Origin of the sequence: Massilia sp. Leaf139 (assembly GCF_001424165.1) — a bacterium.
Lineage (GTDB): Bacteria > Pseudomonadota > Gammaproteobacteria > Burkholderiales > Burkholderiaceae_D > Telluria.
Genome location: NZ_LMOJ01000027.1, coordinates 89,270 through 110,968 on the forward strand (window position 1 = coordinate 89,270; position 21,699 = coordinate 110,968).

A 21,699-nucleotide genomic window follows, 5' to 3' on the forward strand; every position below is an offset into this window, starting at 1 on the left:
CGGCCTTGGGGCCGCAGGGAGCGGCGTCAGGACGCGCTCGTGTCGCTCTTCGCTGCCGGGACTGGCGCGGCAGCCGTGCTGCTCTCGCTCGAAGCGCTGGACGTGCTGGACTCGGCCGCAGCCGGCGCCGCAGCACCGGTGGCGGGCGCGGTGCCGGTGGCCGGCGCCTTTCCGCCGCGGAAATCGGTCACATACCAGCCGGTGCCCTTGAGCTGGAAGCCAGCCGCCGTGACCTGCTTCTTGAAGGCGTCCTTGCCGCAGGAGAGGCAGGTCGTCAGAACCGGATCGGAAATTTTTTGCAGTACATCTTTGGAAAAACCGCATTCATCGCAGCGGTAAGCGTAAATCGGCATTGTGATACTCCGCAAAAATCTTCAAAACCCTGAATTATAAAGGTTTTGGCAGGCTCTGACGGATTGATCCGCCCTTCCCGGCGCCGGCGGGTTTGCCTACGAAAGCAGCAGCCTGAAGAAGTGTTGTTTTTAATCACGAATCCAATCAATTCATTTGCCGAAAATCAACTCAGCTGTTTAAATAGCATCTTCGACAGCGCAAGCTGCCGCGGGCGCAAGCCGGCGGGACTAGGTCTAAGAAACAGAAGTTGGCGCGATGTCTCATCGCCGCATGGCCGTACAAGAAGCTGTAGTTAAAAGCCCGCTGATGCGGGCTTTTTTTTGTCCGTCTACCGGCGGGTACACGCACCGTACGGCGTGGGCACGGGGCGCCCACCCTACTGAGCGACGTTTCGTAGGGTGGGCGCCCCGTGCCCACGCGTGACGCCCGCATCGTGTTGGCCGGTTTTTTTGACGAAGCTGACATGGCGTGACTTTCCGCGTGGGCACGGGGCGCCCGGTGAAACCGTAGGCGATGCCATTGGCATCGCCTACCCCTACTGCCGTTCCCACACCATCCAGCGTTCCTGTCCTGCAAAGACGGGAAGCGAATCGATCACCTCCCCTTCCTCGACCAACGCGAACTGCGGCGTCAGCAAGGCTTCCAGTTCCGCCCGTGCGATGCCGAAGGGCGGCCCTTTCGGCGCGGTGCCGAAGAAAAAGAAGCCGGCCAGCAGCCCGCCCGGCGGCAGCAGTTCCGCATAGCGCGTCGTCACTTGCGGCCGCATGCCCGGCGGCAGTGCGCACAGGAAGGCGCGTTCGTAGATCAGGTCGAGCGCTTGCTGCGGCTGCCAGCTGAAGAAGTCGGCTTCCACGACACGTCCAGCCCACTGCCCGACCAGGCGCCGCGCGCGCAGCACGGCGGCGGGCGAGAAATCGATGGCGACCGCATCCCAGCCGCGCTCGGCCAGGTAGGCCAGCTCATAGCCGTTGCCGCAACCCGGAATCAAGGCGGTACGCGGCTCACTGTCGCGCGCCACGAAATCCTGTAAAGCCTGCGGCACGCCCCGCAAATCCCAGGGCGTGAAATCCTGCTCGAAGCGCTCGTCCCAGAAGGCCGGGCTGCTCGGGTCGCGGCTGGTAAATTCGGGCATGTCAGAAGGGGTTGCCGTAATGCGCCAGTACGGCCGCGAAAATGATGCCCGAGGCGATGCCGCCGGCCAGCCAGGCCAGGAAGCCCAGCATCCGGTTACTGCGCCGCACTTCGGTCAGCAGCATCGCCATCATCTCGTGGTTGGTCGCAGCATGGGGATGCGCGTGGTGTTCCAGCGCCTGGTGCATCAGGCGCGGCAGTTGCGGGAAGATGTGGGCATAGCGCGGCGCTTCCGCCTTCAAGCGCTCCACCAGGCCACGCCAGCCGACCTGCTCGCCCATCCAGCGTTCCAGATAGGGTTTTGCCGTCTTCCACAGATCCAGATCCGGATCGAGCTGGCGCCCCAGGCCTTCGATGTTCAACAAGGTCTTTTGCAGCAGCACCAGTTGCGGCTGCACCTCGACATTGAAGCGGCGCGAAGTCTGGAACAGACGCAGCAGGATCTGGCCAAAGGAAATGTCTTTCAGTGGCCGGTCGAAGATCGGCTCGCAGCAGGCGCGCACGGCCGATTCGAGTTCGTCGACGCGGGTGTTGCGCGGCGCCCAGCCCGACTCGATGTGGGCTTCGGCCACGCGCTTGTAGTCGCGGCGGAAGAAGGCGAGGAAGTTCTGCGACAGGTAATCCTTGTCGAAGTCGTTCAGGGTGCCGACGATGCCGAAGTCGAGGGCGATATAGCGACCAAAGCTTTCCGGCTCGACCGAAACCAGGATGTTACCGGGGTGCATATCGGCATGGAAAAAGCCGTCACGGAAGACCTGGGTAAAGAAGATCTCGACGCCATCGCTGGAGAGCTTTTTCAGGTCGACGCCTTCGGCCGCCAGGCGGTCGATCTGCGAGACCGGGATGCCGTTCATGCGTTCCATGACGATCACGCTGCTGGAGCAATAGTCCCAGTACATCTCCGGCACCATCAGCAATTCCGAATCGGCGAAATTGCGGCGCAGCTGGCTGGCGTTGGCCGCCTCGCGCATCAGGTCGAGTTCGTCGTGCAGGTATTTGTCGAACTCGGCCACGACTTCGCGCGGCTTCAGGCGCCGGCTTTCGGCCCAGACGCGTTCGAGCAGGCCGGTGGCCAGGTGCATCAGGGCGACGTCTTCGTCGATGGTCTTCTTCATACCCGGACGCAGCACCTTGACGGCCACCTGCTTGCCGTTCTTCAGCGTGGCGAAGTGGACTTGCGCGATCGAGGCCGAGGCCACCGGCACCGGATCGAAGCTGGCAAAGAGTTGATCGGGATGGGCGCCAAGCGAAGCCGTGATCTGGGCAATCGCCAGCTCCGACGGAAACGGCGGCACCCGATCCTGCAGCAGCGCCAGCTCGTCGGCGATATCGGGGGGCATCAGGTCGCGCCGGGTCGACAGCACCTGGCCGAACTTGATGAAAATGGGGCCGAGTTCCTCCAGGGCGAGGCGCAGGCGGATCGCGCGTGGCGTGGTGATGCGCCTGCGCCAGAAAAACATTCCGCTGACAAACCGCGCCGTACGCGGGGCATCGAAGCCGGACATTGCAATTTCATCGAGGCCGTACTTGGTTGCGACCGTGAAGATTTTAAGCAGGCGCAGGAATTTCAATATCATCAGCTGTCCAGGGTGTGATCCCCGCTCGGGCGGGTTGTCGGAATGAGGGCACTCGGGGGCGCGACCTGCACCGGGTATTGTTCGGCCGGCTTTTGCAGTGCATTGTCGCGAGCTTGTTGCGCGAGCAGTTGTTCGAGGCGGGCGATGCGCTTGGCGGTGCGTTCGACGTCGTCGCGCAGGCGCACCACGTCGGCGCCGAAGCTGTCGACATCGCTCGGGCGGCTCAGCACCGGGCGTTCCTCGACCAGGAATTCGGCCAGGTTCTCGGCCAGGCGGCGGCCGGCCAGGTTGGCGTTGGCGACGACGCTGCGCGCGCCGCCGGCCAGGCGATTCGCGCCGATCGGCCCGAACAGGCGCTCCAGGTCGTGCTCGGGTTCCCAGCGCAGGCCGCGGCTGAGCTGCGAGATCGTATTGGCGAACTCGGCGTCGCCCTCGATGCGCACATAGGAAAAGGCGCGCTCGCGGTTCTGCGCGATCAGCGGCAGGTCGGTCAGCTTCACGTGGATGGTGACGTTCGGCAGCGCATCGGCGTCGGCCGCTTCGAGCAGGCCGTCGGCCGCCACGCGCAGGCGCAGCGCCAGGTGGCCGGTGTCGATCACGGCGATCTTGCCGCTGTGGCGCTGCAGGGAAGCGCGCGCCCAGGCCTCGTCCGCCAGTAAATGGTTGATCGTGGCGACGGCGGACACTGTCAGGGCGCGTTGCGGCGCCAGGGATAAGAGGCTCGGGAACATGAATGGGTCGCTAAAAAACAAAACCGCCCGGGGTAAGGCGGGCGGTTTCGATCTTACCAGTTTGCCCGGCTTAAACCCGGGCGCACAAGAAAGTTTGCAAAAAACATTACGCCAGCTGCTGGATACCCGCGAGCACCCAACCGGTGTTGCCCGACAGCGGCTTTTCCATGTTCCACACCTCGGCAAAGGGTTCGGCCGGCGCATTTTGTGCGGTACGGATCATGCCGTTGAACTGGACGCTGGCCAGGTAATCGCTGGCGGTGGTTTCGATGCCGAGCAGCTGGGCGTCGATCGAGACGACGTCGGTGAAATCGGCGTTGGCGCCGCGTTCGGCGATCTGCATCTTGAGTTCGGCGAAGACTTCCGGCGTCGTGAATTCGCGCAGGTCGGCAACGTCGCCTTTGTCCCAGGCGGCCTGCATGCGGATGAAGGAGGACTTCGCATGACGCAGGAAGGCTTCGCTGTCGAAGTCGGCCGGCACGCCCCATTGCACGTGCGGCGCAGGCGCGGCGCCCTTGTTCAGCGAGACACCGGCGGCGCTGCCCTGGAAGGCTTGCGGCTGCTGATACGGCTGCTGCAGACCCGAGCCGATTTCAGGCGTCATACCGGAACCCGCGCCGGCCGGCACCGGCTGGTTGAAGCCGCCCTTGAACTGGGCATTGGCGGGGGTGTCCTTGCGGCGGAACATGCGCACGATGAACATCACGGCCAGCGCCAGCAGCGCGATCATGAGGATCGAGGACAGCAGCGAGGCCATGGCGCCGCCGATGCCCAAGTGCGAGAACAAGGCACCCAGGCCGAGGCCGAGCAGCGCGCCGCCCAGCAAACCCTTCCACATGCTTGGCTTCGCGGCCTGCGCGGCGCGCGCACCGGCGGCGCCGGCAGTGGCACCCGCAACCGGAGCACCTGGCGCCGGCGTGGCCGCCTGGCGGTTCAGCGGCGCGGCCGGGGCCGGCGCCGGGGTCGGCATCTGGCGCACCGACTGCGACTGGCGCCCGAATGAACGCTTGCCGCCCATCGGGCGTGCCCAGGCTTCGGCAACCATTGCCGTGGTGCTCAAGGCCAGCACCATCGTGACCAGGAATTTTTTCATTTCACATGCTCCTTGAAGTTGAGCTTACAGCTTGATACCGGTATGCAGCGCCGCCACGCCCGCCGTCAGGTTGAAGTACTGGACGCGCTCCAGGCCCGCCGTTTCCATCATGCCTTTCAGCGTTTCCTGATCCGGATGCATGCGGATCGATTCGGCCAGGTAACGGTAGCTTTCGCTGTCGTTGGCAATGCGCTGGCCCAGCCATGGCAGCACCGAGAACGAATACACGTCGTACGGCTTTTGCAGCGGCGCCGCCACTTTCGAGAATTCCAGCACCAGCAGCTTGCCGCCCGGTTTCAGGACGCGGCGCATTTCCGCCAGTGCCTGATCCTTGTGCGTCATGTTGCGCAGGCCGAAGGCAACGCTCACCCGGTCAAAATAATTGTCCGGAAACGGTAACTTTTCGGCATCACAAAGCAAGGTGGGGGTGACCAGACCCTTATTCAATAGACGGTCGCGGCCGACGCGCAGCATCGACTCGTTGATGTCGGTGAGCCAGACCTCCCCGCTCGGCCCCGCCTGTTTGGCGAAGGCCTTCGACAGGTCGCCCGTGCCGCCGGCGATGTCGAGCACCTTGAATCCTGGACGGACACCAGCCTGGGCGATGGTGAACGTCTTCCAGAGGCGGTGCAGGCCGCCAGACATCAGGTCGTTCATGACGTCGTACTTGGCGGCGACGGAATGGAAAACCTTGGCGACCTCGTGAACCTTCTCGTCCTCGGAGACGGTCTTATAGCCGAAATGGGTGGTGTTGGTCATATGCGCATCGCTGTTTGAACTTGTCACATTATACAAGCGCGCCCGGTGCGGGGCGCCCGCCGTGGCGACGGACGGGTGCGACGTGCTTTTGTTAGCTCTTGTATAATCCCTTTCCCGCCCATACATTTCCATTTTGCAATAACTATTCCCATGCGAACCAGGACACGCTTTCTGCTGCTTGTACTGTCTATCCTGGTTCCCGCCTTCATCGCGGCGGCGCTGGCCGTCGCCTATGTCTACCGCGACGCGCAGGCCGCGCAGAACCGCGGCATGGCCGAGACCGCGCGGGCGATGGCGCTGCTGGTCGACAGCGAGCTCCAGAAACGGGAAGAGGTATTGCGCGCGCTGGCAGCCTCGCCCGCGCTGGCCGAGGATCGCCTGCCGAGCTTCTACCGGCATGCCGCCAGTGTGGTGTCGCCGCGGGACTCGGCCATCATCCTGTTCACGCCGGACTGGCGCCAGCTGCTCAATACGCGCCGCCCGTTCGGCACTTCCCTGCCGACCCGCACCGCCGCCAACATACCGGCGCTGATGAAGGTCTACGGAAGCGACCGCGCCCTGGTCTCTGACATGTTTACGGGACAGGTCGCCAAGCGCCAGGATTTCGCGATTCAGGTGCCGGTCAAGTTCGACGGCAATCTCCGCTACCTGCTGACGATGGCCGTGAGCGTCAGCTCGCTGCACGGCCTGCTGCTGCGCCAGCATTTGCCCGAGGGCTGGCTGGCCACCGTGGTCGACCGCAACGGCGTGGTCGTGGCGCGCACCCGCTCGCCCGAGCGCTTTGTCGGCAAACCGATGAGCAAGAGTACGCACGAACGCATTGCCAAGGTCGCCGAAACGATGATCGAGTCGCGCACCCTCGACGGGGTCGATTCGCGCGTCTTCGTCAGCACGGTGCCCGACGTCGGCTGGAAGGTACTGCTGAGTATTCCCGCCAGCGAACTGGACGAAGCGCCGCTGCGCGCATCGGCCCTGCTCGGCGGCCTGATGACCGTGCTCCTCCTGATCGGCCTGGTGGCCGCGCGCCGCTTCGCCAACCGCGCGATCGTGCCGATCGAAGCCCTGGCGACCAGCGCCAAGGCCCTGGGCCAGGGCGCCGAGGTGCGCTACGCGCCGGCCGGCTGGGCCGAACTCGACAACGTTGCCCGCCACCTGGCCGACGCCAGTACCCGCATCCGCCAGGGCCAGACGGAAATGGAGGCGCGCGTGGCCGCCGCCATCGCCGCCACCGAACGCGCCCAGAGCGCCCTGCTGAAGAACCAGAAGCTCGAAGCCCTCGGGCGCCTCACCGGCGGCATCGCCCACGAGTACAACAACCTGCTGCAGACGCTGACCACGGCGCTGCAGCTGGCCGCCTTCTCCACGCGCGAGGAAAAGATCAAAAGCCTGATCCAGACCTGCCAGCGCACGGTCGCGCGCGCCACCACCCTCACCGGCCAGCTCGGCTCTTTCGGGCGCCTGCAGGAAGCGCGCCGCACCACGGTCGACGTCTGCGAACAGCTGCGCAGCGCGGTGCAGCTCATGAAGGGCTCGCTGCGCGGCGACGTCGCGGTCGAGGTGCATTGCGACGAAGGCGTCTGGCCGGTCACGGTCGAACCGCTGCAGTTCGACGTGGCGCTGTTAAATTTGGCGATGAATGCGCGCGACGCCATGCCGGGCGGCGGCCTGCTGCGCCTGGAGGCGCGCAATGTCGAGATCGACGGCACCGACGGCCACTTGGCGCGCGGCGACTACGTCCTGGTCAGCATGGTCGACAGCGGCAGCGGCATGACGCCCGAGATCATGGCGCGCGCCCTCGACCCCTTCTTCACGACGAAACCGCCGGGCCAGGGCACGGGCCTGGGCCTGCCGCAGGCTTACGCCTTCGCCACCCAGGCCGGCGGCACGCTCGTCCTCGACAGCATTCCCGGCATCGGCACCCGCGTCGACCTGTACCTGGCGCGCGCGCAGGCCGAGGCCGTTCTTGCGCCGGCGCCTGATGGCGATGCGCCGGCGGTGCGCGGCAGCGGCACCGTACTGTTCGTCGAAGACGACGCCCTGGTGCGCGAAGCCGTGATGCGCGCGCTGCAGGAGAGCGGTTTCGAGGTGCTGGTCGCGGAAGACGGCGAAGCGGCGCTGCGCCTGCTGGAGACGAACGCGCGCCGCCCGGACGTCGTGTTCTCCGACGTCGTCATGCCGGGCCAGGTGAGCGGCATCGACCTGGCCGGCATCCTGCGCCAGCGCTACCCCGGCCTGCCGGTCATCCTCGCCACCGGCTACACCGAGCAGCAGGTCGCCCTGCCCGACGTGCAGGTGCTGGCCAAGCCGTATGCGATCGAGCAGCTGGTGTCGGTGCTGTCGCAGGCCACGGCGCGCTAGGCGCCACTCATCCCCGCCGGGCGCCGCCCGGCACCTTTTATTTGGCAGCCCCCGTCACGCCGCGATACTGCGCAGGCGCCGGACGGTTCGCACCGGTGCGCCCCGTGCAACCAACCCGACCGCGCCATGACCCTTCGTCCCCTTCTTCTCGCCAGCCTGATTATCTCTTCCCTCTTCCTGCCCGCCGCGGCCGAACCCGGCGTGCGTCCCCAGGACGACCTGTACCTTGCCGCGAACGGCGCCTGGCTTGCACGCACCGCCATTCCCGCGAACCGCAGCGAGGTCTACGCGGCCGACTTGCCGCTGGTCGTCAACGCGCGCGTGCGCGGCCTGGTCGAGGGCCTGCGCCGGCAGCCGCAGGCGCCAGGCAGCATCGGCCGCAAGCTGCTCGACTTTCACGACAGCTACCTCGACCTGGTTGCGATCGAGCGCGCCGGCCTGGCGCCGGTGCTGCCGCCGCTGGCGCAAATCGACGCCATCGACAGCCCGGCCGCATTGGCGCGCTGGCAGGGCGGCATTCAGGGCGTGCTCAAAACGCCGCTGTGGTTCTGGGGCGGCTTTGCCGACTTCAAGGATCCAGGCATCAACCGCGCACTGCTGATGCAGGGCGGCCTGGGCCTGCCGGATCGCGACTATTACCTGAAAGACGAGGCACGCATGCTGGAGGCGCGCGCCGCCTACCTCGCCTACCTGACGACACTGGCGCGGCTGGCCGGCGACCCGGCGCCAGGCGACACCGCGCAGCGCGTGCTGGCGCTGGAAACAAAACTGGCGGCCGCCCACCTGCCGGCCGCCGAGGCGATGAACCCGGCGCGCGTGCGCACGCTCGACGTCGCCGCATTGGCACTTGCGGCGCCCGGCCTCGACTGGCAAGCTTTCCTGGCCGCCGCGGGATTTCCGGACGGCGCCGCCGTGAACGTCGTGCAGCCGGAGGCCGCGCTGGCGAGCGCGCGCCTGATGGCCGAGCTGCCGCTGGCCGACTGGAAGCGCTACTTCAGACTGCGCCTGCTCGACAGCATGGCGCCGGTCTTGCCGGCGGCGCTGCGCGCGGCCCACTTCGCCTTCCACGGCAAGGCCATCGGCGGCCAGGTCGCGCCCACGCCGCGCGCCGAGACCGCCATCGACGTCCTCACCGGCGCCCTCGGCGACGGCCTGAGCGCGCTCTACATGGCCAGCTACTTCCCGCCCGAACAGAAGGCGCGCGTCGAGCGCATGGCGGCGCGCATCCTCGCCGCGGCGCATGAAGCGGCCGGCCGCATCGCCTGGATGGACGCGGCCACCCGGCGCGAGGCGCAGGCCAAGATCGCACGCACCACGATGCGGGTCGGCTACCCGGCGCGCTGGCGCGACTACGGCACGCTCGACGTCCGTGCCGGCGACGCGTTCGGCAACCGGCTGCGCGCGCGCCGCCACGAATGGCTGCGCCTGGCCGCCCAATCCGGCAAGCCGGTCGAGCGCGATTTGTGGACGATGAGCCCACTCGAGCCGAACGCCTATTACGACCCGGTGCTCAACGAGATCAACCTGCCGGCCGGGATCCTGCAGGCGCCCTTCTTCGACGCGGCGGCGAGCGACGCCGCCAACTACGGCGGCATCGGCGCCCTGATCGGCCACGAGATCAGCCACGCCTTCGACACGACCGGTTCGCAGTTCGACAGCCGCGGCGCCCAGCGCGACTGGTGGACGGCGGCCGACCACGCCGCCTTCCGCGCCTTCGGCGCCACCCTCGTCGCCCGCTTCGACGCCGAGGAAGTGCTGCCGGGTGCGCGCGTGAACGGCAAGCTGACGCTGCCGGAAAACATCGCCGACCTGATGGGACTGCAGCTGGCCTGGCAGGCTTATAGCAAGGAGGCGCGGCCGGACGAAGCGCCGCAGTTCTTCCTTGCCTATGCACGCCAATGGGCGGTGAAGCGGCGCGACGAACGCATGCTGCAGCTGCTGGCGAGCGACCCGCATGCGCCCGCCGTCCTGCGCGCCAATCGCCCGGCCATGCAGCTCGACGCCTTCCACGACACCTTCGCCACGCGGCCGGGCGATCCGATGTATCTCGCGCCCGCACAGCGGCTGCGCGCCTGGTGAGCGCGATGGTGAGCTGTATACTCGCGCGATGACCATCCGTTTCCTGCCGCACGACCGCCAGTTCTGGACTTACCACCTGGGCGCCAGCGCCTTTTGCCTGGCGCTGACGCTGCTGCCCATCCTGCTCTGGAGTCCGCTGGTGGCGCAGGACAGCGCCGCCACTCTGGTCTGGCTGCTGCCCTTCACGCTGGCGGTGCTGGCCTTTCGCTGGCTGTACAAGACGCGCGGCTGGCAGCGCCTGCCCATGAACCGGCTGATCCCGCGCGTGGTGGCCTATGGCGCCCTGGCCGCGGTGCTGGTGGCGGGGTTCACGGCGGCCGTCACGCTGCCCTTCTTCTGGACGCCGCTGGCGGCCTGGTATGCCGCCGCCGGCGCGCCGCTCGAACCGCTGCCCTACCTGGTGCGCTCGGTCAGCAGTGCCAGCCTGCAGGCCCACGTCTTTCTCTGCGCCTGGTGCTTCATCTACATCAGCTTCACGGGCAACCGCGACGCACGCGAACAGCTGCTCGCCAACGCGCGCCTGCAGGCCTCGTTGAAAGACGCGCAGCTGCGCAGCCTGTCGAACCAGCTCAATCCGCACTTCCTGTTCAATGCGCTGAACGACATCCGCTTCATGATCCACGAAGACGGGCGGCGCGCCGACACCATGCTGGTCGGCCTGTCCGAGATGCTGCGCTACGCGCTGGTGAGCGACAGCCGCCCCAAGGTGCGCCTGGCCGAGGAGCTCGAAATCATCGAACGCTACATCGCCATCGTCGGCGTGCAGCTGGAAGCGCGCCTGCGTTTCGCGCTGACGATCCCGGCCCAGCTGCACGACTGCCTGGTGCCGCCGCTGCTGCTGCAGATCCTGGTCGAGAACGCGGTCAAGCACGGCATCGAGCCGTTGCGCGCGGGCGGTGCGCTGTCGGTAAGCGCCAGCGACGGCGGCGACCGGGTGCGCTTCTTCGTCGCCAACGACAAGCCGATGGCGCAGCCGGAAGCCGCGGGCCTGGGCATCGGCATGCGCAACGTCGCCCAGCGCCTGGCGCTGCTGTACGGAGACGGTGCCGCGCATGAAGTGCGCTCGGCTCCCGGGCGCCACGAAGTGGTGCTGACCTTGCCGAAGGAGTTCGCATGCGCGTCCTGATCGTCGACGATTCGCGCCTGGCGCGCGCCGGCCTGGCACGCATGCTGGCCGCCTTCCCCGAGATCGAACTGGTCGGCGAAGCCGATCATCCGGATACGGCGCTGCCCTTGATCCGCGAACGCGAACCCGATGTGCTCTTTCTCGACATCCGCATGGCCGGCGCCGATGCCTTCGATCTGCTGGCCCGGCTGGAACAGCATCCGCGCATCGTCTTCACCACGGCCCACGCCGAGTATGCGATCCGCTCCTTCGACTTCGACACGGTCGACTACCTGCTCAAACCCGTCAGTCCCGAGCGGCTGGCGCAGGCGATCCGCAAGCTGGCGCCGCAGGAGACGCCGGCCCCGGCGCCGCTGCAGCCGCCGCTCGAACCGGGCAGCCGCATCTTCATCAAGGATGGCGAGCGCTGCCACATGGTCAGCCTGGCGTCGATCCGCTGCTTCGAGAGCTGCAAGAATTACGTGCAGGTGTTTTTCGACGACCAGCGCGCCTACGTGAAAAAATCGCTGGGCAGCGTGGAAGAGCGGCTGCCGCCACGCATGTTCTTTCGCGTCAGCCGCCAGCACATCGTCAATTTGAATGCCGTGGTCGCCATCGAAGAAGCCATGGGTGCAGGCTATGTGGTCACCCTCGACAACGGTCAGAAACTCGAAATTTCGCGGCGAAATGCGGCGCAATTGAAGGAATCGCTTAGCCTGTGACAAGGTTCGTTTCGCCACGGAACTAAAATCAGGGATTATCGCCAGGCGCTGTCGTTTCGCCCCAACTCAACAGTCACAAGACCGCTTAAATTGTGCTTCACGGATTCAAAATTGTGCCTATAATAATTTCGCTTTGTTAAGACAGTCGCTGAAGTCCCTTGTGGTTCCCCGACGCGCCGTAACAAGGCACATTACAATAAACTTTTGGGGAATTAAAATGACGACTGGCACTGTTAAGTGGTTCAACGATGCAAAAGGTTTTGGTTTCATCACGCCTGACGGCGGCGGTGAAGACCTGTTCGCGCACTTCTCGGCAATCAACACCCCGGGCTTCAAGTCCCTGGCCGAAAATCAGCGCGTGAGCTTCGAGATCACCACTGGCCCGAAGGGCAAACAAGCTGCCAACATCCAGCCACAGTGATGTATTGATTGCGCAGCCCTTGCGGCTGACGCGACCATGAGAAAAGCGCCCCTCGCAGGGCGCTTTTTTTATGGGTAATCGGATGGAACGCGAATGCGGTGCCGTTGTACGCGTGGGCATGCCCACCCTACGGTGCACCACCGCCCGTAGCAAGTTCATGAATCCGTCGCGTAGCGTAGGGTGGGCATGCCCACGGGGTGTACACACGCACCCCCGCTTAGTGGTTGTGGCCACTCCCGCAAACGCCCCCACGCGGCGCCGCGCCTGGCAACACGGTTCCTGGCTCACGCCCGCTCTCGCCTTCGAACCCGGCCGCGTGCAAACGCCCCATGTAATCCGCCCACAGCGCCTCATGCTCGTTGCCGAGCTTGTACAGGTAATCCCAGGTAAAAATCCCGCTCTCGTGCCCATCGTTGAACAGTGGCTTGACCGCATAGTTCCCGACCGGCTCGACGCCGCGGATGCCGACTTCGCGTTTGCCGACCTGCAGGACTTCCTGGCCGGGGCCGTGGCCCTTCACTTCGGCCGAGGGCGAGTACACGCGCATCAGCTCGAAGGGAATCGAAAAGGCGCGGCCGTCATCGAAAGCGATGTCGAGCAAGCGGGACTTCTGGTGGACGGTCAGTTCGGTTGGAATCGGCATGGCTGATCTTTTAGTCTTGATTAAAACGCCGCGCGATGGCCTGGGCCAGCTGCGGCAATAGCGCGCGCCGTGCGGTGAGCGCGGCGGCGTCGGGTTCGCGCACGGCGGCGGCCCACACGGGCGCCGGGAAGTGCGCATCGTCAGTGTAGCGCGGGATCACGTGCCAGTGCAGGTGCGGCACGACGTTGCCGAGGCTCGCCACATTGATTTTGTGCGGCGCCATCGTCTCGCGCACGGCCTGCTCCAGCTGGTACACGGCCTCGTTGAGCAGCAGACGGTCGTCACGGGACAGGTCGCTCATCTCGCGCACGTGGTCGCGCCAGATCACGCGGCAAAAGCCGGGATAGTTGGGGTCGTCGACGACGATGACCGCGAACTTGTCGTTGGCATACGCGGCCGGCGCGGCCAGCTGGCACAGCTCGCAGTTGCGGTCAATCGTCATACCAGCACCCGCTCGATGCCGCCGTTGTTCGCGCGCGCCACATAGTCCGGCAGCCAGTTCTCGCCCAGCAGGTGCTTCGCGATCTCGACCACGATGTAGTCGGCCGTGGTCTTCGAGTCGCCGTTGTAGCGCGACAGGCCCTGCAGGCAGGACGGGCAGCTGGTCAGCACCTTGACCTCACCCTCGAAACCGTCTTCGCGCAGTTTCGCCGCGCCCTTCTCCATCTCGCCTTCCTTGCGGTAGCGAACCTGGGTCGCGATGTCCGGACGCGTCACGGCAAAGGTGCCCGATTCGCCGCAGCAGCGCTCGTTCTTTTCGATCTTGACGTTGTCGAAGGTCGAGACCAGCGCGTTCACGGTCTTGATCGAATCCTGCATCTTCATCGGCGTGTGGCAAGGGTCGTGGTACATGTAGCGCGTGCCTTCCACGCCTTCGAGCTTCACTCCTTTTTCGAGCAGGTATTCGTGGATGTCCATGATGCGGCAGCCCGGGAAGATCTTCTCGAACTCGTAGGTCGCGAGCTGGTCGTAGCAGGTGCCGCAGGAGACTAAGACTGTCTTGATGTCGAGGTAGTTCAGCGTGTTCGCCATCCGGTGGAACAGCACGCGGTTATCCGTCATCATCTTGTCGGCCTTGTCGTACTGGCCTGCTCCCCGTTGAGGATACCCGCAGCACAGGTAGCCCGGCGGCAGCACGGTCTGCACGCCCACTTCCCACAGCATCGCCTGGGTGGCAAGGCCGACTTGCGAGAACAGGCGCTCGGAACCGCAGCCCGGGAAGTAGAACACGGCTTCGCTGTCGGCGTTGGTCGCCTTCGGATTGCGGATGATCGGGATGACCTTGTCGTCCTCGATGTCGAGCAGCGCGCGCGCCGTCTTCTTCGGCAGGTTGCCCGGCATCTTCTTGTTGATGAAGTGGATCACCTGCTCGCGTACCGGTGCTTTACCCGTGGTCGGCGGCGGCGCCGCGGTCTGCTCTTTCGCGAATTTGCGCAGCAGCTGGTTGCCGAGTCGCTGGGCTTTAAAACCGATGCCGACCATCGCCTTGCGGGTGGCATTGATGGTGGTCGGATCGGTCGCGTTCAGGAAGAACATGGCCGCGCGATTCGCCGGTTTGAAGCTGCGCTTGTCCATCTTGCGCAGCAAATTCCGCATGTTCATCGAGACGTCGCCGAAGTCGATGTTCACGGGGCACGGCGTCACGCACTTGTGGCACACGGTGCAGTGGTCGGACACGTCCTCGAACTCTTCCCAGTGGCGGATCGAGACGCCGCGCCGGGTCTGCTCTTCGTAGAGGAAGGCTTCGATCAGCGCCGAGGTCGCAAGAATTTTATCGCGCGGCGAATACAGCAGGTTCGACTGCGGCACGTGGGTGGTGCAGACCGGCTTGCATTTACCGCAGCGCAGGCAGTCCTTGATCGAATGGGCGATCTCGCCGATGTCGCTCTGCTGCATGATCAGCGACTCGTGGCCCATCAGGCCGAACGAAGGCGTGTAGGCGTTGCGCAGGTCGGCGTGGGCTTCCTTCAGGTTGAGCAGCTTGCCCTTGTTGAAGCGCCCTTCCGGGTCGACGCGCAATTTGTAGTCGCGGAAGTCCTGGATTTCGTCGTCCGTCAGGAATTCGAGCTTGGTGATGCCGATGCCGTGTTCGCCCGAGATCACGCCGTCCAGCGAACGCGCCAGCTTCATGATGCGCTCGACGGCTTTGTGCGCGTCTTGCAGCATCGCGTAATCGTCCGAGTTCACCGGCAGGTTCGTGTGGACGTTGCCGTCCCCGGCGTGCATGTGCAGCGCCACGAAAACGCGCGAGCGCAGCACGCGTTTGTGGATGGCGGTCGTCTCGTCGAGGATGCATTTGTAGGCGGCGCCATTGAAAATCTGGCGCAGCGGCGCGCGCAGGTCGTGCTTCCACGAGATGCGCAGGGTGTGATCCTGCACCACGTCGAACAGCGTCGCATCCGGCTGACTGCCGATGCGCATATCGAAGGTGGAAGACAGGTGGCCGAGGCCCAGTTCGTCGAGGCGATGGTGGATGTCGCGCAGCGGCTGATCCAGATTGGCCAGCACGTAAGTCCAGCGCGCCTCGATCGCCTCGACCAGCGCCACGGCCTGCTCCGGCCTATCTCCCATGATCTCGTCGCGCGCGACGGTGTCGCCGCTGGCGTCGTCGCTCTTTTCCAGCGGCAGGTGGCCGCTGGCGAGGTAGGCATGCAGTTCGCCGGCCAGCTGCAGCTTGTTCTTGATCGACAGCTCGACGTTGATGCGCTCGATGCCGTCGGTGTACTCGCCCATCCGGTTCAACGGGATGACGACGTCTTCGTTGATTTTAAAGGCGTTGGTGTGGCGCGCGATGGCCGCGGTGCGGGCGCGATCGAGCCAGAATTTTTTACGCGCTTCGGCACTCACCGCGACAAAGCCTTCGCCGACGCGCGTGTTCGCGATGCGCACCACTTCCGAGGCGGCCATGGCGACGGCATTCTCGTCGTCGCCGACGATGTCGCCGAACAGCGCCATTTTAGGGAGCGTGCCGCGCTTGGATTTGGTGGCGTAGCCGACCGCGCGCAGGTAGCGCTCGTCCAGGTGTTCCAGGCCGGCGAGACGGAGTGTCTCGAATTCCGGCTTGCCGTTCTTCGGCAGCGAATCGAGGTAGTCCTTGATCTCGACGATCGACGGAATCGCGTCGCGCGCCTGGCCGAAGAATTCCAGCGCCACCGTGCGCGTGAACTTCGGCATTTTATGGAGGATCCAGCGGCTCGAGGTGATCAGGCCGTCGGTACCCTCTTTCTGGATGCCCGGCAGGCCGGAGAGGAATTTGTCGGTGACGTCCTTGCCCAGGCCCTCTTTACGGAACTTGCGGCCTTCGATGGTCAGCGTCTCGGTGCGGAACGGCGCGCCGCGCGGCGCCCCTTTCACGGCCGGGTGCGTCCATTCGAGCTTGAACACGGCCGTCGGCGCGTCGTGGATCTTGCCCAGGTTGTGTTCCAGGCGCGTGACTTCCAGCCAGTCGCCGTTCGGGTCGACCATGCGCCAGGAGGCCAGATTGTCCAGCGCCGTGCCCCACAGGACGGCCTTCTTGCCGCCCGCGTTCATGGCGATGTTCCCGCCGATGCAGGAGGCGTGGGCCGAGGTCGGATCCACGGCGAACACGAAGCCGGCCTTTTCGGCCGCCTGCGAGACGCGCTGGGTGACGACGCCGGCGCCGGTGTGGATGGTCGCGTAGTCGCGGTCCACGCCCGGCAGGCGCGTCATCTCGACTTCGCCCAGGCCGATCAGCTTTTCGGTATTGATCACGGCCGACATGCTGGTCAGCGGAATCGCGCCGCCCGTGTAGCCGGTGCCGCCGCCGCGCGGGATGATGGTCAGTCCCAGTTCGATACAGCCTTTCACCAGGCCCGCCATCTCCTCCTCGCTGTCGGGCACCAGCACCAGGAAGGGATATTCGACGCGCCAGTCGGTGGCGTCAGTCACGTGCGAGACGCGGTGCATGCCGTCGAAGCGGATATTGCGTTTATCGGTGTAGGCGCCGAGCACGCTGCGCGCCTTCTTGCGCAGGTCGTACATCTCGCGGAACTCGCGGCCGAAGTCGTCGACGGCCCGGCGCGCGGCCGCCAGCAGCTGTTCGACGGCGGCGTTGCGGCTAGCATCAAGGGCGGCGTCGCCTTCGTGGGCGTCGACCGTGGTGCGGCGCTTGTCCACTTCGGCCAGGCGGTGATGCAGCGCGTCGATCAGCTTTTGCCGCCGCTTCGGGTTGTCCAGCATGTCGTCCTGCAGGTAGGGATTCCTGCGCACCACCCAGATATCGCCCAGCACCTCGTACAGCATGCGCGCCGAGCGCCCGGTCTGGCGTGCGCCGCGCAACTGGTCGAGCAGCTGCCAGGACGCTTCGCCGAGCAGGCGGATCACGATTTCGCGATCCGAGAACGAGGTGTAGTTGTAGGGGATTTCGCGCAGGCGCGCCGGTGCGTTATCGGCGAGCAGGGTCTGGATGTGTACTGGGGCGTTCATGATGGATGAGACGTTTGGTCTGGCCCGAAGGACAACCATTCTAGCTTATTGCGCCGCACAACGCTGGGCAGCGGTATTTTCCAGACAAGCCCTGAAGCAACAAAATGCGGACACAGGCCGGTTCATGCAAATTTTCTTTGCAAAAATGGGCTTGCATGCAGCGAAGATATGCAGCGTGCGCTATCCACCCGAATCACATGAGTCCGCGTGACCCGCGCGAATGACTAGCGTCGTGGCGCGGCGGCAAAGGGTTTGGCGGCCTCGGGCAAGCTCACCCAGGGCAGCTTGTCTTCGCAGAAAATCGCGACGCCCGGCACCAGCGTTTCGTGCCCCTGCACAGTGCCGAGATACAGCATGACCAGCCCTGTATAGGTATGCGGATTGGTGTTGAAGACGGGCGTGCCGCAGCGGCGGCAGAAGTGGCGCGTGGCGCGCTCGGTGACCGCATAGCTGGCGAGCGAATCGTCAGCCGCGGTGACATCGAACTGCGCTTCCTTGACGACGAGGTAGGACGAGAACGGCGCGCCCGTCATGCGCCGGCACATGCCGCAGTGGCAGGCCACGAGCTGCAGGGCCGGGCCGCCGATGCTGTACTGGATCTGGCCGCAAGTGCAGCCGCCGGACGATGCCTCCATACTGCCTCCCGATCTTGAACAGAATGGCAGGAGTGTAGCTCAGCCAAGGAGTAGCTCAACCCGTTATCCGGGTGATCATCTCGCCCAGGTTGCGCCAGAAATCGTCGGGCACGTACAGCAGCACCAGGGTCATGGTCAGATAGCGCCCGAACTTCCCGATCGCCATGTACATCACGCTCGGCCAGAACGGCAGGTGCAGCCAGCCGGCCAGCGTGCAGAGCGGATCGCCGATGCCCGGCAGCCAGGACAACAGCATGGTCTTGGCGCCGTATTTGGCGAGCCAGCCGAACCAGCGGCTCTGGCGCTCCTTGGCAAAGGCGATCTTCGCGCGGTAGCCGAGCAGGTAGTCGACCGCGCCGCCGATGGTATTGCCGAGGGTGGCGACCAGGATCGCCGGCCAGAACATGGCGGGATTGGCCTTGATGACCGCGAACACGGCCGGCTCGGAACCGAGCGGCACCAGGGTAGCGGAGACGAATGCGATGACGAAGACCGACGTGAGCCCGACTGTGGGAGCGGCGAGAACCTTGAGCAGCCAGAGGACAGCGGTTTCGATCATCGGTTGGGGGTTCGGCAGTTGGAGGCGTCCATTATAATGAGGAAAACACATCGCCCCGACACGATACGAAGAGCCTGCAACCCAGATCTTCTTGTCGCACTGCAGCCAGGTCACCCGCCACGGTAAACAGTCTCGCGTCACAGGAACCAGGACACTGGCCACACATCCGCCCTTCCACGCTTTCAAGCTGACCATGACCACCGACTACCTGAAAAAAATCCTCACCGCGCGCGTCTACGACGTGGCCGAGGAAACGCCGCTCGAACTGGCGCCCACCCTGTCGCAGCGCTTTGGCAACCGCATCTATTTCAAGCGCGAAGACATGCAAAGCGTCTTCAGCTTCAAGCTGCGCGGCGCCTACAACAAGATGGCGCATCTCCCGCAAGAGGCCTTGAAGCGCGGCGTCATCTGCGCTTCGGCCGGCAACCATGCGCAAGGCGTGGCCCTGTCCGCCGCGCGCCTCGGCTGCCGCGCCCTGATCGTGATGCCGACCACGACGCCGCAAGTGAAAATCGACGCCGTCAAGGCGCGCGGCGGCAATGCGGTCGAAGTCGTCCTGCATGGCGACTCCTACACCGACGCCTACCACCACGCGCTCACGCTCGAACGCGAACAGAAGCTGGCCTTTGTCCACCCCTTCGACGATCCGGACGTGATCGCCGGCCAGGGCACGATCGGCATGGAGATCCTGCGCCAGCACTCCGGCCCGATCCACGCGATCTTTGTCGCCATCGGCGGCGGCGGCCTGATCTCGGGCATCGGCGCTTATGTAAAAGCGGTGCGGCCCGACATCCGGATCATCGGCGTGCAGTCGATCGACTCGGACGCGATGGCGAAGAGTCTGAAAGCCGGCGAGCGCGTCACGCTGCCCGACGTCGGCCTGTTCTCGGACGGTACCGCCGTGCGCCTGGTGGGCGAAGAGACCTTCCGCGTGGCGAAGGAAGTCGTCGACGAGATCATCCTGGTCGACACCGATGCGATTTGCGCCGCGATCCAGGACGTGTTCCAGGACACGCGCTCCATTCTCGAGCCGGCCGGCGCGCTGGCCGTGGCCGGCGCCAAGGCCTATGTGGAGCGCTCGCAGATGAACCGCCAGCCCGTGAAAAACGAGACCCTGGTGGCGGTGGCCTGCGGCGCCAACATGAACTTCGACCGCCTGCGCTTCGTGGCCGAACGCGCCGAACTGGGCGAGGCGCGCGAGGCCGTGTTCGCGGTGACGATTCCCGAGCAGCGCGGCAGTTTCAAACGTTTCTGTGCGCTGGTCGGCGCGCGCAACGTCACCGAGTTCAACTACCGCATCAGCGACGCGCGCCAGGCGCACGTGTTCGTCGGCGTGCAGGTGGGCAGCCGCGGCGAATCGAGCCTGCTGGCGCACACCTTCGAGCAGCACGATTTCGCCACCCTCGACCTCACCCACGACGAGCTGGCCAAGCTCCACATCCGCCACCTGGTCGGCGGCAAGAGCACGCTGGCGCAGGACGAGCTGCTGTACCGCTTCGAATTCCCCGAGCGCCCCGGCGCGCTGATGCGCTTCCTCGACAGCATGGCGCCGAACTGGAATATCTCGCTGTTCCATTACCGGAACCAGGGCGGCGACGTCGGCCGGATCCTGGTGGGATTGCAGGTGCCGAACGGGGAGATGGACGAGTTCCGGCAGTTCCTGGCGACGCTGGGGTATCGGTATTGGGATGAGACGGCGAACCCGGTGTACAAGCTGTTTTTGTAGTGCGTCTTCCTCGGCGGGCATGCGTGCGTTGAACGCGTGGGCGGCGCATACGCCGCGTCTGTTCGCTTTGCCCGGTGGAGCCGACCACCCTACGTCGTAGCTGGCATACCCGTAGGGTGGGCGGCTACACCCGCATAATGAATCATTGTCGAGGCAAACGCCGCCCACGCGTTCAACCAGCGCCAGAAACCTCGCGCCATTCAAGCGGACACGGCGCGCAAGCCCTCCCATAAAGGTGTACGATACGCCGCTTTGCCGCCGCCGCGCCGGCATCGCAGGGCGACGCACCGCCTGTTGCGCAGCGCCGGCGCATCGAGACCAGACCCATGAACAATACTCCCGATCAATCGCCACTTGGCAAATCCTCCGCCTACCAGACCGAGTACGCGCCCGAGCTGCTGTTTCCGATTCCGCGCCAGCAAAAGCGCGAGGAACTGGCGATATCCGGTACGCTGCCCTTCTTCGGCCTCGACATCTGGAACGCCTACGAATTGTCGTGGCTGAACATGCGCGGCAAGCCGCAGGTGGCGATCGCAACCATCAGCGCGCCGGCCGATTCGCCGAACATCGTCGAATCGAAGTCCTTCAAGCTCTACCTGAACTCTTTCAACCAGACCCGCGTGGCCGGCGTCGACGCTTTGAAATCGCTGCTGCGCGAAGACCTGTCGAACGCCTTCGGCGCGCCGGTGCACATCACGATCACCGAGCCGGAAGGGTTCGGCCAGCTCAAGATGGGCGAGCTCGAGGGCCTGTCGATCGACCGCCTCGACATCGAGGTCAACGCCTATTCGCCAGCGCCGCACCTGCTGACAGCCAATTTCGACGAAGCGCCGGTCGAGGAAACCCTGGTCTCGAACCTGCTGAAATCGAATTGCCTGGTGACGGGCCAGCCGGACTGGGGCAGCGTGCAGATCGAGTATGTCGGGCCGCAGATCGACCAGGAAGGCTTGTTGCGCTACCTGATCGGCTTCCGCGAACACAATGAATTTCACGAGCAATGTGTCGAGCGCATCTTCATCGACATCCTGCGTCAGTGCAAACCGAGCAAGCTGGCCGTGTATGCGCGCTATACGCGCCGCGGTGGGCTTGATATCAACCCATGGCGCGCCAACTTTAGTACCGGGCGCCCGCACAATTTACGCGGTGCGCGCCAGTAAACAGGTTCGCTGTCCTGTACCTTTCCAGCCACAGAAACTGACGAAAAAACAACAGTCGGTATGGCCGAGTTGATTGCCCATTTTTTAGGCAAAAACGGGGAAACCACGGCCAATCGGGCCTGTCTCCCCCCTTTATTCAGTGCGCATCGTTTTTCGATACGGAAATTGCGTGAACTCTTGTGGAAGCGCAAACAGCGCTCACG

18 protein-coding genes are annotated in these 21,699 nt (G+C 65.0%); 7 read left to right on the plus strand and 11 right to left on the minus strand.

The features are described from left to right. Positions 1 to 26 precede the first annotated feature (26 nt). The 6 genes from ASF77_RS22450 to ubiE all read right to left on the minus strand — a co-directional run bounded on the left by ASF77_RS22450 (position 27) and on the right by ubiE (position 5,645). Entirely contained in the window at positions 27 to 353 is a 327-nt protein-coding gene (locus tag ASF77_RS22450; RefSeq protein ID WP_056345112.1) for an FmdB family zinc ribbon protein, read from the minus strand. 536 nt (positions 354 to 889) lie between these two features. Further along, positions 890 to 1,486 carry a methyltransferase gene (locus ASF77_RS22455; RefSeq protein WP_056345115.1) on the minus strand — a complete coding sequence of 199 codons (597 nt, stop codon included), beginning with the start codon at positions 1,484 to 1,486 and terminating at the stop codon, positions 890 to 892. Between the two features lies 1 nt (position 1,487). Further along, on the minus strand, positions 1,488 to 3,062 hold the full coding sequence (ubiB, locus tag ASF77_RS22460; protein WP_056345123.1) for a ubiquinone biosynthesis regulatory protein kinase UbiB: 1,575 nt from the start codon (positions 3,060 to 3,062) through the stop codon (positions 1,488 to 1,490). Beyond that, the gene (locus ASF77_RS22465; RefSeq protein WP_156648993.1) at positions 3,062 to 3,793 is read right to left on the minus strand and encodes an SCP2 domain-containing protein; all 732 of its coding nucleotides are present in this window, start codon (positions 3,791 to 3,793) and stop codon (positions 3,062 to 3,064) included. Before ASF77_RS22465 ends, ubiB begins: the two co-directional genes overlap by 1 nt. 106 nt (positions 3,794 to 3,899) lie before the next feature. Beyond that, a complete protein-coding gene (locus ASF77_RS22470) occupies positions 3,900 to 4,886 on the minus strand; it encodes a Tim44 domain-containing protein (RefSeq protein WP_056345127.1) in 987 nt (328 codons plus the stop codon). A 24-nt stretch (positions 4,887 to 4,910) separates the two neighbouring features. Further along, the gene (ubiE, locus tag ASF77_RS22475) at positions 4,911 to 5,645 is read right to left on the minus strand and encodes a bifunctional demethylmenaquinone methyltransferase/2-methoxy-6-polyprenyl-1,4-benzoquinol methylase UbiE (protein WP_056345129.1); all 735 of its coding nucleotides are present in this window, start codon (positions 5,643 to 5,645) and stop codon (positions 4,911 to 4,913) included. A 150-nt stretch (positions 5,646 to 5,795) separates the two neighbouring features. Between ubiE and ASF77_RS22480 the strand changes: the two genes are divergently transcribed. The 5 genes from ASF77_RS22480 (at position 5,796) to ASF77_RS22500 (ending at position 12,330) form a co-directional block, all read left to right on the plus strand. Then, positions 5,796 to 8,003 (plus strand): response regulator, encoded by a 2,208-nt coding sequence (locus tag ASF77_RS22480; protein WP_056345132.1) that lies wholly within the window; start codon positions 5,796 to 5,798, stop codon positions 8,001 to 8,003. Positions 8,004 to 8,129: 126 nt separating this feature from the next. After that, complete coding sequence (locus ASF77_RS22485) at positions 8,130 to 10,082, plus strand: M13 family metallopeptidase (RefSeq protein WP_082494013.1); 1,953 nt, start codon at positions 8,130 to 8,132, stop codon at positions 10,080 to 10,082. A 28-nt stretch (positions 10,083 to 10,110) separates the two neighbouring features. Next, the gene (locus tag ASF77_RS22490; protein ID WP_056345138.1) at positions 10,111 to 11,208 is read left to right on the plus strand and encodes a sensor histidine kinase; all 1,098 of its coding nucleotides are present in this window, start codon (positions 10,111 to 10,113) and stop codon (positions 11,206 to 11,208) included. Beyond that, on the plus strand, positions 11,196 to 11,909 hold the full coding sequence (locus ASF77_RS22495) for a LytTR family DNA-binding domain-containing protein (protein ID WP_056345146.1): 714 nt from the start codon (positions 11,196 to 11,198) through the stop codon (positions 11,907 to 11,909). Before ASF77_RS22490 ends, ASF77_RS22495 begins: the two co-directional genes overlap by 13 nt. A 217-nt stretch (positions 11,910 to 12,126) precedes the next feature. Further along, entirely contained in the window at positions 12,127 to 12,330 is a 204-nt protein-coding gene (locus ASF77_RS22500) for a cold-shock protein (RefSeq protein WP_056345149.1), read from the plus strand. Positions 12,331 to 12,547: 217 nt separating this feature from the next. On the opposite strand, the gene ASF77_RS22505 is transcribed toward ASF77_RS22500, so the two are convergent. From ASF77_RS22505 to ASF77_RS22525, 5 genes are all read right to left on the minus strand, one after another. Further along, complete coding sequence (locus ASF77_RS22505; protein ID WP_056345152.1) at positions 12,548 to 12,973, minus strand: gamma-butyrobetaine hydroxylase-like domain-containing protein; 426 nt, start codon at positions 12,971 to 12,973, stop codon at positions 12,548 to 12,550. Between the two features lie 10 nt (positions 12,974 to 12,983). Next, entirely contained in the window at positions 12,984 to 13,415 is a 432-nt protein-coding gene (locus ASF77_RS22510) for an HIT family protein (RefSeq protein WP_056345155.1), read from the minus strand. Then, positions 13,412 to 17,419, minus strand: a complete 4,008-nt coding sequence (locus ASF77_RS22515) for an FAD/FMN-binding oxidoreductase (RefSeq protein ID WP_056345158.1) — start codon at positions 17,417 to 17,419, stop codon at positions 13,412 to 13,414. The genes ASF77_RS22510 and ASF77_RS22515 overlap by 4 nt, the downstream gene beginning before the upstream one ends. A gap of 224 nt (positions 17,420 to 17,643) precedes the next feature. Continuing rightward, entirely contained in the window at positions 17,644 to 18,054 is a 411-nt protein-coding gene (locus ASF77_RS22520; protein WP_056345162.1) for a GFA family protein, read from the minus strand. 55 nt (positions 18,055 to 18,109) lie between these two features. Beyond that, a complete protein-coding gene (locus ASF77_RS22525; RefSeq protein ID WP_056345164.1) occupies positions 18,110 to 18,613 on the minus strand; it encodes a YqaA family protein in 504 nt (167 codons plus the stop codon). Positions 18,614 to 18,806: 193 nt separating this feature from the next. Between ASF77_RS22525 and ilvA the strand changes: the two genes are divergently transcribed. Both ilvA and queF read left to right on the plus strand, forming a co-directional pair. After that, positions 18,807 to 20,339 (plus strand): threonine ammonia-lyase, biosynthetic, encoded by a 1,533-nt coding sequence (ilvA, locus tag ASF77_RS22530; RefSeq protein WP_056345167.1) that lies wholly within the window; start codon positions 18,807 to 18,809, stop codon positions 20,337 to 20,339. A gap of 326 nt (positions 20,340 to 20,665) precedes the next feature. Next, a complete protein-coding gene (gene queF / locus ASF77_RS22535; protein WP_056345169.1) occupies positions 20,666 to 21,496 on the plus strand; it encodes an NADPH-dependent 7-cyano-7-deazaguanine reductase QueF in 831 nt (276 codons plus the stop codon). The last annotated feature ends 203 nt before the right edge of the window (positions 21,497 to 21,699 follow it).

Bases quoted from the DNA above. Each gene is read 5' to 3' on its own strand.
- ASF77_RS22450 (WP_056345112.1), bottom strand. From the start codon at position 353: ATGCCGATTTACGCTTACCGCTGCGATGAATGCGGTTTTTCCAAAGAT.
- ASF77_RS22455 (WP_056345115.1), bottom strand. From the start codon at position 1,486: ATGCCCGAATTTACCAGCCGCGACCCGAGCAGCCCGGCCTTCTGGGAC.
- ubiB (WP_056345123.1), bottom strand. From the start codon at position 3,062: ATGATATTGAAATTCCTGCGCCTGCTTAAAATCTTCACGGTCGCAACC.
- ASF77_RS22465 (WP_156648993.1), bottom strand. From the start codon at position 3,793: ATGTTCCCGAGCCTCTTATCCCTGGCGCCGCAACGCGCCCTGACAGTG.
- ASF77_RS22470 (WP_056345127.1), bottom strand. From the start codon at position 4,886: ATGAAAAAATTCCTGGTCACGATGGTGCTGGCCTTGAGCACCACGGCA.
- ubiE (WP_056345129.1), bottom strand. From the start codon at position 5,645: ATGACCAACACCACCCATTTCGGCTATAAGACCGTCTCCGAGGACGAG.
- ASF77_RS22480 (WP_056345132.1), top strand. From the start codon at position 5,796: ATGCGAACCAGGACACGCTTTCTGCTGCTTGTACTGTCTATCCTGGTT.
- ASF77_RS22485 (WP_082494013.1), top strand. From the start codon at position 8,130: ATGACCCTTCGTCCCCTTCTTCTCGCCAGCCTGATTATCTCTTCCCTC.
- ASF77_RS22490 (WP_056345138.1), top strand. From the start codon at position 10,111: ATGACCATCCGTTTCCTGCCGCACGACCGCCAGTTCTGGACTTACCAC.
- ASF77_RS22495 (WP_056345146.1), top strand. From the start codon at position 11,196: ATGCGCGTCCTGATCGTCGACGATTCGCGCCTGGCGCGCGCCGGCCTG.
- ASF77_RS22500 (WP_056345149.1), top strand. From the start codon at position 12,127: ATGACGACTGGCACTGTTAAGTGGTTCAACGATGCAAAAGGTTTTGGT.
- ASF77_RS22505 (WP_056345152.1), bottom strand. From the start codon at position 12,973: ATGCCGATTCCAACCGAACTGACCGTCCACCAGAAGTCCCGCTTGCTC.
- ASF77_RS22510 (WP_056345155.1), bottom strand. From the start codon at position 13,415: ATGACGATTGACCGCAACTGCGAGCTGTGCCAGCTGGCCGCGCCGGCC.
- ASF77_RS22515 (WP_056345158.1), bottom strand. From the start codon at position 17,419: ATGAACGCCCCAGTACACATCCAGACCCTGCTCGCCGATAACGCACCG.
- ASF77_RS22520 (WP_056345162.1), bottom strand. From the start codon at position 18,054: ATGGAGGCATCGTCCGGCGGCTGCACTTGCGGCCAGATCCAGTACAGC.
- ASF77_RS22525 (WP_056345164.1), bottom strand. From the start codon at position 18,613: ATGATCGAAACCGCTGTCCTCTGGCTGCTCAAGGTTCTCGCCGCTCCC.
- ilvA (WP_056345167.1), top strand. From the start codon at position 18,807: ATGACCACCGACTACCTGAAAAAAATCCTCACCGCGCGCGTCTACGAC.
- queF (WP_056345169.1), top strand. From the start codon at position 20,666: ATGAACAATACTCCCGATCAATCGCCACTTGGCAAATCCTCCGCCTAC.